The 13,298-nt window shown below is 64.6% G+C and carries 7 protein-coding genes; 6 read left to right on the top strand and 1 reads right to left on the bottom strand.

Features of this window, described 5'->3' with window-relative positions; translation table 11 throughout:
- Positions 1-354: 354 nt before the first annotated feature.
- The 6 genes from recC to ACIQUI_RS10900 all read left to right on the top strand — a co-directional run bounded on the left by recC (position 355) and on the right by ACIQUI_RS10900 (position 12,136).
- Positions 355-3,837, top strand: coding sequence for an exodeoxyribonuclease V subunit gamma (gene recC / locus ACIQUI_RS10925; protein ID WP_403198088.1), 3,483 nt, complete (start codon positions 355-357; stop codon positions 3,835-3,837).
- The gene (recB, locus tag ACIQUI_RS10920) at positions 3,834-7,508 is read left to right on the top strand and encodes an exodeoxyribonuclease V subunit beta (RefSeq protein WP_403198085.1); all 3,675 of its coding nucleotides are present in this window, start codon (positions 3,834-3,836) and stop codon (positions 7,506-7,508) included. Before recC ends, recB begins: the two co-directional genes overlap by 4 nt.
- 8 nt (positions 7,509-7,516) lie before the next feature.
- Entirely contained in the window at positions 7,517-9,592 is a 2,076-nt protein-coding gene (recD, locus tag ACIQUI_RS10915; protein WP_403198082.1) for an exodeoxyribonuclease V subunit alpha, read from the top strand.
- Between the two features lie 213 nt (positions 9,593-9,805).
- Complete coding sequence (locus ACIQUI_RS10910) at positions 9,806-10,372, top strand: YfiR family protein (protein ID WP_403198079.1); 567 nt, start codon at positions 9,806-9,808, stop codon at positions 10,370-10,372.
- Entirely contained in the window at positions 10,369-11,640 is a 1,272-nt protein-coding gene (locus ACIQUI_RS10905; protein ID WP_403198077.1) for a diguanylate cyclase domain-containing protein, read from the top strand. Before ACIQUI_RS10910 ends, ACIQUI_RS10905 begins: the two co-directional genes overlap by 4 nt.
- A 4-nt stretch (positions 11,641-11,644) precedes the next feature.
- Positions 11,645-12,136, top strand: coding sequence for an OmpA family protein (locus tag ACIQUI_RS10900; RefSeq protein ID WP_403198074.1), 492 nt, complete (start codon positions 11,645-11,647; stop codon positions 12,134-12,136).
- 131 nt (positions 12,137-12,267) lie between these two features.
- Here ACIQUI_RS10900 and ACIQUI_RS10895 read toward each other — a convergent pair whose 3' ends face one another.
- On the bottom strand, positions 12,268-13,218 hold the full coding sequence (locus ACIQUI_RS10895; protein WP_403198071.1) for a LysR family transcriptional regulator: 951 nt from the start codon (positions 13,216-13,218) through the stop codon (positions 12,268-12,270).
- Positions 13,219-13,298: the final 80 nt, after the last annotated feature.

Here is a 13,298-nt window from a genome sequence, read left to right as displayed (position 1 = left end):
CAGCAGTGAAACGATGCATCGCCGATGGTAGTGTGGGGTTTCCCCATGTGAGAGTAGGTCATCGTCAAGATTCATTTCGCAAAACCCCTATCTGCACATGCAGGTAGGGGTTTTGTCTTTGTTGGCCCAAAAAAGTCCCCTGGCCTCACAACAATCCCTGTGGGAGCGGGCGCGCCCGCGAACACCGGCAAAGCCGGTGCCATCCACCGCGTTGTCTGCTTCGCGGGCGCGCCCGCTCCCACAGGGATTTGCGCCAGCATTCAGAAATTGAGCAAGACGGTTGCTCCCACAGGTAACGCACCCCGCGTGATATCGTTCCCCCCACCGACCTCAGCGCCTGCCAGAGAGTTTCCGATGCCCCACAACACCCATCTCCACCCCGGCTTCATGATCGTCCACGGCAACCGCCTCGACGACCTGCGCAGCCTGGTGGTGAGCTGGATGCGCCGTTACCCCCTGGCGCCGCTGGAAAACGAAATCGCGCTGGTACAAAGCAATGGCATCGCCCAATGGCTCAAGTTGGCCCTGGCCGAAGACCCGCTGGCAGACGACCTGGGCGGCTGTGGCATCGCTGCTGCAATCGATGTGCAATTGCCTGGCAGCTTCATGTGGACGCTGTACCGGAGCGTGCTTGGCCGCGACGAGATCCCGGAAGTTTCCCTGCTCGACAAGGCACCGCTAACCTGGCGTCTCATGCGCCTGCTGCCAGCGTTGATCGAGCGCCCGCATTTCGAGCCGCTGCGGCGTTTTCTTACCGATGACAGCGACCTGCGCAAGCGTTACCAACTTGCCGAGCGGCTGGCCGACCTGTTCGACCAGTATCAGGTCTACCGTGCTGACTGGCTCAAGGACTGGGCTGCGGGCGAGCACATCCTCAATACTGCACGGGGCGAGCGCAAGGCGCTGCCCGGGGGCAACCGCTGGCAAGCCGAACTGTGGCGTGCGCTGCTGGACGATGTCGGCGAAGCGGGTATGGCACAGAGCCGCGCCGGTGTGCATCAACGCTTTATCGAGCGTATCAACAGCCTGCAGGAGGCACCTGCCGGGCTGCCATCGCGGGTAATCGTATTCGGCATTTCCTCGCTGCCAGCCCAGGCACTGGAAGCACTGGCCGGGTTGGCGCGCTTTAGTCAGGTGCTGCTGTGCGTGCACAACCCCTGCCGCCACCACTGGGCCGATATCGTTGCCGACAAGGACCTGCTGCGCCATCAATACAAGCGCCAGCAACGCAAACAGGGCATGCCCCTGCAACTGGACGACCAGTCGTTGCATCAGCACGCCCACCCGTTGCTGGCGGCATGGGGTAAACAAGGCCGGGACTATATCAACCTGCTCGACAGCTACGACGATCCAGGCAGCTACCAAGGTGTTTTCAGCGATGGTCGCATCGACCTGTTCAGCGACGGCTCGCCCACCACGCTGCTGAACCAGCTGCAAGACGACATCCTCGAACTGCGCCCGCTCGCCGAAACCCGCGAGCTATGGTCGCCCGTCGATACAGCGATAGACCGCTCGATTCGTTTTCACATTGCCCACAGCCCGCAACGCGAAGTGGAGATCCTTCACGACCAGTTGCTGGCCCGCTTCAGCGCCGACCCCACGCTACGCCCGCGTGACGTAATTGTCATGCTGCCGGCCATCGACACCTACGCGCCGCATATCCGCGCCGTATTCGGCCAGTTGCAGCGCAACGACCCGCGCTTTATCCCCTTCACCCTCACCGACCAGGGCCAGCGCGGCCGCGAGCCATTGCTGATTGCCCTCGAACACCTGCTCAAGCTGCCGGACAGCCGCTTTGCGGTCAGCGAAGTGCTCGACCTGCTTGATGTTCCGGCAGTCCGCGCCCGCTTCGGCATCCGCGAAAACGACCTGCCCACGCTTCACCGCTGGATCGAGGGTGCCGGCATACGTTGGGGGCTCAATGCCGAGCAGCGAGCCAGCCTGGGCTTGCCCGCCGGGCTTGAACAGAACAGCTGGCGTTTCGGCTTGCGGCGCATGCTGCTGGGATACGCGGTGGGTATGGGTGACGCGTGTGATGGTATCGAGCCCTACGATGAAATTGGTGGCCTGGATGCGGCACTGATCGGCCCGCTGGCCGCGCTGCTCGATGCCCTCGAAGTGGCCTGTCAGGCCTTGTCCGAACCTGCTACCGTCAGGCAGTGGGGCGAGCGCCTGCATGCATTGTTGCAGGTGTTCTTCCTTGCCGAGGGCGAGCGTGATGAACTGTTGCTGATGCAGTTGCAGGACCTGCGCGACAGCTGGCTTGAGGTGTGCGAGGCGGTTGGCCTGCTTGACCCGCTACCGCTGACCGTGGTGCGTGAAGCCTGGCTCTCGGGCCTGGACCAAGGCAAGTTGTCGCAACGCTTCCTCGCCGGCGCGGTGAATTTCTGCACCCTGATGCCGATGCGTGCCATACCGTTCCGCGTGGTCTGCCTGCTGGGCATGAACGATGGCGACTACCCCCGTGCCCAGCAACCGCTGGACTTTGACCTGATGGCCAGCGACTACCGCCCAGGTGACCGCTCGCGCCGCGAGGATGACCGATACTTGTTGCTCGAAGCACTGCTGTCGGCACGTGACCAGCTCTATGTCAGCTGGGTCGGGCGCAGTATCCGCGACAACAGCGAACGCCCGGCCTCGGTCCTGATTGGTCAGTTGCGCGATCACCTCGCCGCTGGCTGGCAGCTGGCCGGTGCGGAGCAAGGGCAGCCTGCGCAACCGGGCGAACAGCTACTGCATACCATGACCCAGGAGCACCCGCTGCAGCCATTCAGCCCGCGTTACTTCCAGAAAGGCAGCCCGCTGTTCAGCTTTGCCCACGAATGGCAGGTGCTGCACCGGCAGGACCAGCAAGACGAGCAGGGTGACTCCACCCTGGCGCCTTATCACGACGATGAAGCCTTGACCCTGACCCAGCTGAACGACTTCCTGCGCCACCCGGTGCGGCATTTCTTCAGTCAGCGGCTGAAGGTGTACTTCGAAGCGCTGGAGGCACCCACCCCGGACGAAGAACCCTTCGTCCTCGACACCCTGCAGCGCTACGGCGCCAGTGAAAGTTTGCTGGGTGCAGCCTTGTCCGAGCCGGATAACGCCGAGCAAGCCTTGCACGCCCAGGCCCGTCGCCTGCAAGCCTGTGGCCTGCTGCCGCTGGCCGGTTTCGGCGAGTTGCTGCAAAGCGAACTGATTGAACCACTACCCGACCTGCTGCAACGCCACGGCCAATTGTTACAACGCTGGCCGCAACTGGTCGAGGGCGCCTTGCCGGTGCATTTCGAGCACGGCCAGCATCGCCTTGAAGGTTGGCTGGGCCGGGTGTTCCAGGCGCCTGACCACAGCCTGCTGAGCATCACCACCGTACCCAACACCATCAGCGCCGGGCGTAACAACCTCAAGTGGCACCGTTTGATTGCGCCCTGGGTCACGCACCTGGCGGCTTGCGCTGCGGGCTACCCTTACAACAGTGCGTTGGTGGCCAGTGACCTGACCTTGTTGCTGGCACCGTTGCCGCAAAACCAGGCCGCGCAGCTACTGAGCGACCTGCTGGTGGCCCGCCAGGCGGCGATGAACGCGCCGCTGCCGGTTGCGGCCAAGACGGCATTCGCCTGGCTGGCCCAGGACGATGCCGACAAGGCCCTGGCAGCGGCTGCCCGCGCCTACGAGGGTGACGAGCGCACCAGCTTTGGCGAGCGTAGCGAGAGCATCGCCCTGGCACGCCAGTTCCGCGATTTTGCCGCACTCACCGCTGACGAAACCTTTGAAGGCTGGTGCGAAACGTTGTACCGCCCGTTGTTCACCGCCCCTTGGCAAACCCTGGGCAACCCGGAGAAAGGCGCATGACCCAGGCACGTCCATTGGCATTGAGTTTCCCCCTGCATGGCAGCCAGCTGATCGAGGCCAGCGCCGGCACGGGCAAGACCTTCACCATTTCGGCGCTCTACCTGCGGCTGATCCTCGGCCATGGTGGTGAGCAAGGCTTCGATCGCGAGCTGCTGCCTCCGCAGATCCTCGTGGTGACCTTCACCGACGCCGCCACCAAAGAACTGCGCGAACGTATCCGCGCCCGCCTGGCCGAAGCCGCCCGCTTCTTCCGTGGCGAACTGGAGGCGGCCGACCCGCTGCTGCACCAGTTGCGTGATGACTACCCGCAAGAGGCCTGGCCGCGTTGTGCAGGCCGCCTGGAAATCGCCGTGCAGTGGATGGACGAAGCCGCCGTGTCGACCATTCACGGCTGGTGCCAGCGCATGTTGCGCGAGCATGCTTTCGACAGTGGCAGCCTGTTCACCCAGACCCTGGAAACCGACCACAGCGAGCTGCTGGGCCAGGTGATGCGCGATTACTGGCGGCGTTTCTGTTATGGCATGCAAGGCGAGGCGCTGGCCTGGGTGCGCAGCCACTGGGTCAGCCCCGATGCCTTGCTGCCACGCATCCGCCCGCTGTTCGGCCGTGTGCGTGCCCTGCAGGATGGGCCAGAACCCGCCGCACTGATCCAGGCATCGCTACAGCAACGTGGTGAGCAACTGGCCCGGCTCAAGGCGCCGTGGGCGCAGTGGTCCGAGGAGCTGCGGCAAATCTGCCGCGATGCACTGGCCGCCAAACAGGTCGACGGCCGCAAGATGCAGGCCCGCTACTTCGAGCCTTGGTTCGACAAGCTCTGCGCCTGGGCGGGCGATGAGCAACTGGTGGAGCTCGACCTGGGTACAGGCTTCACCCGCCTGACCCCGGCGGGCATGGCCGAAGCCTGGAAAGGCGAGCCACCCGAGCACCCGGCCCTGAACGCCATGCAGACCTTGCAGCAGCAGTTGCAGGCGCTGGAAAGCCCGGATGCGCCTTTGCTCGAGCATGCTGCCAACTGGGTATCGGCACGGTTCGAAGTAGAGAAGCGCCGGCGTGCGGAGATGGGCTTCGATGACATGCTGGTGCGCTTGCAGTACGCCTTGGCCAGCGAGGCAGGTGAGCGCTTGGCCAGCCTGATCCGCGAACAGTTCCCGGTAGCGCTGATCGACGAATTCCAGGACACCGACCCGGTGCAGTACGGCATTTTCGAACGCATCTACCAGATCAGCGAAAACCGCACGCAAACCGGCCTGTTCATGATTGGTGACCCCAAGCAGGCGATCTACGCCTTCCGGGGTGCCGATATCTACACCTACCTCGCTGCCCGGCGCGCCACCAGCGGCCGCCTGCACAGCCTGGACACCAACTACCGCTCCAGCAAGGCCATGGTTGCGGCGGTCAACCAGGTGTTCCTGCAGGCCGAGGCGCGTGAAACGGGGCGGGGTGCATTCCTGTTCCGCGAGGCCGATGACAACCCGCTGCCGTTCATCGAGGTGCGCGCCAAAGGCCGTGGCGAACAGTTGTTGGTCGACGGTGAAGCGTGCGCAGCCTTGCAGTGCTGGCAGCTGGAAAGCGAAGAGCCGGTGTCCAGCAGCGTCTACCGCCAGCAGTTGGCCGCCAGTTGCGCCAGCCATATCGTCGCCTTGCTCAATGGCGGGCAACAGGGCACGGTGGGCTTCCAGAACGGCGAGGGCACATTGCGCCCGTGCCTGCCCTCGGACATCGCCATCCTGGTGCGTGATGGCCATGAAGCGCAGATGGTCCGTGCCGAACTGGCTGCGCGTGACGTGCGCAGCGTGTACCTGTCCGATAAAGACTCGGTGTTCGCCGCCCAGGAAGCCCACGACCTGCTGGCCTGGCTCAAGGCCTGCGCCGAGCCTGACTCGGAGCGCCTGCTAAAGGCTGCACTTGCCAGCCTTACACTGGGCCTGTCGCTGGCCGCGCTGGACCGGTTGAACCAGGACGAGCGGGTCTGGGAAGGCTGGGTCATGCGTTTTCGTCATTACCGTGACACCTGGCAACGTCAGGGCGTGCTGCCGATGCTGCGGCACCTGCTGCACGACTTCCAGCTACCGCGCACGCTGATCCGTCGCAGTGATGGCGAACGGGTACTGACCAATCTGCTGCACCTGGCCGAGCTGTTGCAGCAGGCGTCCGGTGAGCTGGACGGTGAACAGGCGCTGATCCGGCACCTGGGCGAGCACCTGGCCAGCTCCGGGCAGGCGGGTGAAGAGCAGATCCTGCGCCTGGAAAGCGACGAACAGTTGGTCAAGGTGGTGACGATCCACAAGTCCAAGGGCCTGGAATACCCCTTGGTCTACTTGCCGTTCATCTGCACCAGCAAACCGGTGGACGGCAGCCGCCTGCCGTTGGCCTGGCATGATAGCCAAGGCAACGCTCACCTCACCCTTACACCCGACCAGGCGCAAATCGAGCGTGCCGACGACGAGCGCCTGGCAGAAGACTTGCGCCTGCTCTACGTCGCCCTGACCCGTGCCCAGCATGCTTGCTGGCTGGGTGTTGCCGACCTCAAACGCGGCAACCAGAAAAGTTCGCAACTGCACCGCTCGGCATTTGGCTACTTGCTGGGTGGTGGCCTTGCCCTGGCGAGCTCCGGGCAACTTGGCGAGTGGTTGCAGGCGTTGGCGGCGGCCTGCCCGCACATCGCGTGCCCAGGCCTGCCGCAGGCAGACGAGCAGGTGTATCGCATGCCACACGCCGAGCGTGAGCTGCTGCCCGCGCGCAAACCGCGCCGCTCGGCTGCCGAGCACTGGTGGATCGCTTCGTACAGTGCCCTGCGCGTCGGCGATCAGACGCTCATTGCCGACAGCTCGCAGGCCCAGCAACTGCTGGATGACGAAGTGGCTGATGCCCAGGTACTGCGCGAGGTCCCGGCCGACAGCGGCGATATCCACCGTTTCCCGCGTGGGCCCAACCCAGGCACCTTCCTTCATGGGTTGCTGGAATGGGCGGGCCATGAGGGGTTCGGCCAGGTCAGCAGCAACCCTCAGCTGATCGAACGCACGGTTGGCCAGCGCTGCAACCGCCGTGACTGGACGGGCTGGATTCCCACCCTTGAGCAGTGGCTGCAACGCCTGCTGGTCGAGGCGCTGCCGTTGCCGGGCAACCAGCAGGGCGTGACCCTCGCGCAGTTGCAGCACTACCAGATCGAAATGGAGTTCTGGTTCGCCAGCCACCAGGTCGATGCCGAACAGCTCGACCGCCTGGTCGCACGCCACACCCACCCCGGCCTGGCACGCCCTGCGGCGCAGCCGACCGTGCTCAACGGCATGTTCAAGGGCTTCATCGACCTGGCGTTCGAGCTGGACGGGCGGTACTACGTGGCCGATTACAAGTCCAACTGGCTGGGCCCGGACATCCAGGCCTACGACGCCATGGCCATGGAAAAGGCCATCATCGAGCATCGCTACGACCTGCAGTACGTGCTGTACCTGCTGGCACTGCACCGGCAGTTGCGTGCCCGCCTGCCGGACTACGATTACGACCGCCATGTCGGCGGCGCCCTGTTCATCTTCCTGCGCGGCGCCAGCAGCAGCGGCCATGGCGTGTACCACACCAAGCCGCCACGCGAGCTGATCGAAAGCCTGGATGCGTTGTTCCGCGGTGAGCGTGCGCCCGCCCAGCAGGATTTGTTTGCCGGAGCTTTGATATGAGCCGCGCCATGAGCCGAAAGCTGGTCGACCTGTTACCCACCCCGCTGCACGCCGAGCACCTGTTGGCGCTGGCGCCGCAGCATGACAGCGGTGACCTGCTGCAACTGCTCGACCGCTGGGTAGAGCGGGGCTGGCTGCGTGCCCTGGACCGCGCGTTCGTGATGTTCCTTGAAGAGCGCGACCCCGGCAGTGACCCGTTGCTATTGCTGGCGGCGGCGCTGGCCAGTCACCAGCTGGGCCATGGGCATGTCTGCCTGGACCTGCAGCAAACCCTGGCTGAGCCCGATTTTGCCTTGTCGCTGCCGCCCGAAGGCGACGCCCTGACCGGCCCCCTGCTGCTGCCATCGCAGTTGTTGGCCAACCTCGATCTGCAGGCCTGGCGCCAGCGCATTGCCGCCAGCCCGCTGGTGGCCATCGGCGATACCCCAGGCCAGCAAGCCCGGCCGCTGGTGCTCAGCAGCCAGCGCTTGTACCTGCGTCGTTACTGGAGCTACGAGCGGCGCATCGACCATACCTTGCGTCAGCGCCTGACCCAGGCCGAGGCCCCACCGGCCGACCTGCCAGAGCGCCTGGCACAGTTGTTCGAAGCGGGTGCGCAAGCAGGCCAGGTGGACTGGCAGAAGCTTGCCTGCGCCCTGGCGACCCGTGCCGGTTTCAGCATCATCACCGGCGGCCCCGGCACCGGTAAAACCACCACGGTGGTGCGCCTGCTGGCGTTGTTGCAGGCCCCCGCGGTGGAGCAGGGCAGGCCGCTGCGCATTCGCCTGGCTGCGCCGACCGGCAAGGCGGCCGCTCGCCTCACAGAATCCATCGGCCAACAGGTCGAGCGCTTGCAGGTCAGCGCCGAGGTACGCGGGCAGATCCCCACCGAGGTCAGCACCGTGCACCGCCTGCTTGGCAGCCGCCCCGGCTCGCGGCACTTCCGCCACCATGCCGGCAACCCGCTGCCGCTGGATGTGCTGGTGGTGGACGAAGCATCGATGATCGACCTGGAAATGATGGCCAACCTGCTCGATGCCCTGCCACCACGCGCACGCCTGGTGCTGCTTGGCGACAAGGACCAGCTGGCTTCGGTCGAGGCGGGTGCGGTACTGGGCGACCTGTGCCGTGATGCCGAGGAGGGTTGTTACTCGGCGGCGACCCAGGCCTGGCTGGAGCAGATTGGCGGCGAGTCGCTAGCCGGCAGTGGCCTGAAGGCCGGCGATGAACAACGCAACCCGCTGGCCCAGCAGGTGGTCATGCTGCGCTTCTCGCGGCGCTTTGGCGAAGGCAGCGGTATTGGCCAGCTGGCGCGGCTGGTCAACCGGCAGGAGTCCCACGCAGCGCGCAACCTGTTGGCCAAGCCGCCGACCGACGTGCACAGCCTTGCCCTCAAGCACGAGCAGGACCGAGCGTTTGACCGCCTGCTGCTCGACGGCCTGAACCGCGGCGCGGATGGCCCACAGGGCTATCGCAGCTACTTGCGCACCCTTGGCCGCTACCGGCCGGCACTGAATACCGCATTCGACGACCCCGCGTGGGAGCAGTGGGCGGGCAGGGTGCTGCACAGTTTCGAGGACTTCCAGTTGTTGTGCGCGGTGCGCCGGGGCGCCTGGGGTGTCGAGGGCCTGAACGAGCGCGTGGCGCGGGTGCTGCACAATGCCGGGCTGATCGACAGCCAGCAGCCCTGGTACGAAGGGCGCCCGGTACTGGTAACGCGCAACGACTACGGCCTGGGCCTGATGAACGGTGACATCGGCATCGCCCTGCGCCTGCCGGATGAGCGTGGTGAGCCACTGTTGCGCGTGGCCTTCCCGCGTAACGACGGCAGTGGCGGCGTGCGTTTCGTCCTGCCCAGCCGGCTCAATGAAGTGGAAACGGTCTTTGCGATGACGGTGCACAAGTCCCAGGGCTCGGAGTTCAGCCACACGGCACTGGTGCTGCCGGACGCACTCAACCCGGTGTTGACCAAGGAACTGGTGTATACCGGCATCACCCGTGCAAAACACTGCTTCAGCCTGGTCGAGCCACGCCAGGGCATTTTCGAAGAGGCGGTGGCGCGCAAGGTAAGGCGTATTTCCGGGTTGATGCTCGAACAGGTTTGACCCTGCCGAAAAGCAATTGGAGATCCCCTGTGGGAGCGGGCGTGCCCGCGAACACGGGCGCAGCCCGTGCCAACCACCGCGGTGCCTGTTTCGCGGGCACGCCCGCTCCCACAAGGATCGCATGTGCCTGCGAGATCAGTGTCATTCCTACATTGATGCGGCCATGTGCTATCGTTGCGCCGATACCGGGAAGGACGATAAGAGATTCCCCACATGAACGTGGCCGCAAGGCGAGTGACAAGCTGTGCGCTTTCGCTATTGCTGGCCGCCCTGTTCATTGTTACAGGCCCCGCCCGGGCAGACACCGCCACAACCGCCGCCCAGGCGCAGCAACGCGCCAAGGCCGTCACCCAGGTCGTACTGGGCATCTTCAGCTACGCCCGCTGGCCCGTCGAACCCTCACCCTTGCGTTTGTGCCTGGTCGGCCCGACCGAGTACGCCGATGACCTGATCAAAGGCCATGTGCAGGAGTCCGGCCGCCCGCTGCAAGTTCGGCGGTTGCTGGCAGAAGATACCCAGGTCGCCCAGGCCTGTGATGCCATCTACATCGGCAAGCTCGACCAGGGCCAGCGCGACAAGCTGTTCGAACGTGTCAGCGGTCACCCGGTGCTGAGCATCAGCGAAGCGAACGACCCCTGCACCGTTGGCAGCCTGTTCTGCTTGCGGGTCAGTGACCAGCAGGTGGCCTTCGAGGTCAACCTGGATTCGGTGGCGCGTTCCGGCGTGCGCATCCACCCCAGCGTGCTGCAACTGTCGCGGCGCCGGGCGGTGCAGCCATGAAGGCCAGCCGCAAGCCTGGCGTGCGCCCCACCCTGCGCTCGGTGCTGGGCCGTGGCCACCTCAGCGTCGCCCTGCTCGCTGTCGGCCTGGCCGGTATCTCGCTGACCCTGCTGGGTGTGCTCGCGCTGCGCGTCTACGCCAACCACAACCTGCACCTGATCGCCCGATCCATCAACTACACCGTGGAAGCCGCTGTGGTGTTCGACGACAGCGCCGCAGCCAACGAATCGCTGGCGCTGATCGCCAGCAATGAAGAGGTGGCCGAGGCCAATGTCTTCAACAACGAAGGCGAGCTGCTGGCGCACTGGCAGCGCGGCGATACGGGCATGCTCGCCAAGCTTGAGGTGCAAGTGGCCAGCGCCTTGCTGGATGATCCGGTCAACCTGCCGATCATGCACCAGCAGCAAAAAGTCGGGCACACCGAACTGGTCGGTCAGGGCCGTAGCCTGTTGCTGTTCTTGCTCAGTGGCTTGGCCGGCATCCTGTTCTGCACCATTCTCAGTGCCTTGGCGGCCCAGTACCTGTCGCGGCGCCTGCTCAGCAATATCACCCGCCCTCTGCGTGGCCTGGCCAGCGTTGCCCACGCTGCCCGCCGCGAGCGTAGCTTCGACCGGCGTGTACCGGAGGCGCCGATTGCCGAGCTAAACGAACTGGGCAACGACTTCAATGCCCTGCTCGACGAGCTGGAGGTTTGGCAAAGCCACCTGCAGAACGAAAACCAGACCCTGGCCCACCAGGCCAGCCACGACAGCCTCACCGGCCTGCCCAACCGCGCCTTCTTCGAGGGGCGTTTGAGCCGCAGCGTGCGCAATGCGGCGCGGCAGCAGGAGCATCTGGCGCTGCTGTTCCTCGACAGCGACCACTTCAAGCAGATCAACGATACCCTCGGCCATGCCGTGGGCGACGAAGTGCTGATCAGTGTGGCCGACCGTGTGCGTGCCCAGCTGCGCGAACATGACCTGGTGGCCCGCCTGGGCGGCGACGAGTTCGCCGTGCTGCTGACGCCGCTGCAGTCGCGCCAGGACGCTGAGCACATTGCCGAAAAGATTGTGGCCAGCATGAAGCTGCCGGTGCAGCTCGACAGTGGCCGAAGTATCGCCACTTCGCTGAGTGTCGGTATTGCCTATTACCCGGACGACGGCGCTGACCCCGCCAGTCTTCTCAATGCCGCCGATGCGGCGATGTACCAGGCCAAACGCAAACGCCGTGGCCATTGGCAAGTGGCGCAGACGGAACGGTCCGCCAGTGAAATCAAGAACAGGAGCTGAACCCGTGATGCAAGCTTTACGTTTTCCCCTTTGGGCCTTGTTGCTCGCCCTGCTGGCGTTGACCGGTTGCCAGACTGCGCCACCCAAAGGCCTCACCCCCGAACAGATAGCCGTGCTCAAGCGCGAAGGCTTCACTCCCACCGATGAAGGCTGGGCCTACGACCTGTCCGGCAAAGTGCTGTTCGGCAGCGATCTGGATAGCCTCAACGGCCAGAGCCAGGCGATTGTCGAGCGCATCGGCAAGGCGCTGCTTGGCGTTGGCATCCGGGGCGTGCGGGTGGACGGGCATGCCGATGCGTCGGGCAAGGCGGCGTATAACCAGCAGCTGTCCGAACGCCGTGCGCAGAGCGTGACCAAGGCATTGGTCGGGGTTGGCATGCTGGCGCAGAACATCCAGTCCCGAGGCCTGGGCAGTACCCAGCCGGTGGCGGACAACCGCACCAGCGCCGGGCGCACCGAGAACCGCCGGGTGTCCATCGTGGTTGCTTCCTACTGAGCACCACCTCTCAAGCCACCACATTCCTCTGTGGGAGCGGGCGTGCCCGCGAACACCGGCAAAGCCGGTGCCAGACACCGCGTTGCCTGCTTCGCGGGCACGCCCGCTCCCACAGGATCGGTGTTGCCCCGTCACTCCTGGGCAAAGCGCATTTCCCGCGTCTCACCCATCAACAACGGCGCATTGGCCTCGGTCACCCCACGGATGTAATCCCACAGCAGGGTAATCCGCTTCAACTTGCGCAAATCCTCCCGGCAATACATCCAGAACTGCCGCGTAACCTCGATCTCATCCGGCAACACTGTCACCAGGCGCGGGTCCTGCGCCGCCAGGAAACACGGCAATATCGCCAACCCACGCCCCTGCAACGCCGCCGTGTACTGTGCAATCACACTGGTACTGCGTAGATGCGCAGCGGCCCCGGGGATCAGGTTGGCCAGGTACAAAAGCTCCGAACTGAACGCCAAATCATCCACATAACTGATAAAGGGATGTTTGGCCAGATCCGCCACCTGGCGAATCGGCGCATGGCTGTCCAGGTAGTCCTGGGTCGCATACAGCCGCAAGCGGTAATCACACAGCTTGCAGCACACGTAAGGCCCATGCTCCGGCCGCTCCAGCGCGATCACGATGTCCGCCTCGCGCTTTGACAGGCTGATGAAGTGCGGCAGCGGCAGGATATCCACGGAAATCGCCGGGTAGGCATCCACGAAGTGGCTCAGCTGCGGGGTAATGAAAAAGCTGCCAAAGCCCTCGGTGCAGCCCATGCGCACATGCCCCGACAACGCCACGCCCGACCCGGACACCTGCTCGCAGGCCATGTGCAGTGTGCTTTCGATCGACTCGGCATAGCCCAGCAGGCGCTGGCCCTCGGCCGTGAGGACAAAGCCGTTGGTCCGCGATTTTTCGAACAGCAACGTGCCCAGCGCCCCCTCCAGCGAGCTGATGCGCCGCGACACCGTGGTGTAGTCCACGCTCAGCCGTTTGGCCGCACTGCTGGCCTTGCGGGTACGGGCCACTTCAAGGAAAAACTTCAAATCGTCCCAGTTGAGCGCGCTCAGGGAAGTGAGGTCTTTTTGCATGATGATCCGGTTTTTTTGTGCGTTCTTGTTGGATGTTTGCACATCTATACTCGAAACAAGCCTCAGGACGCCACCTCGCG

The organism is Pseudomonas sp. NPDC090592 (assembly GCF_044769185.1).
GTDB lineage: Bacteria > Pseudomonadota > Gammaproteobacteria > Pseudomonadales > Pseudomonadaceae > Aquipseudomonas.
This window is presented reverse-complemented; position numbering and strand designations above follow the sequence as displayed.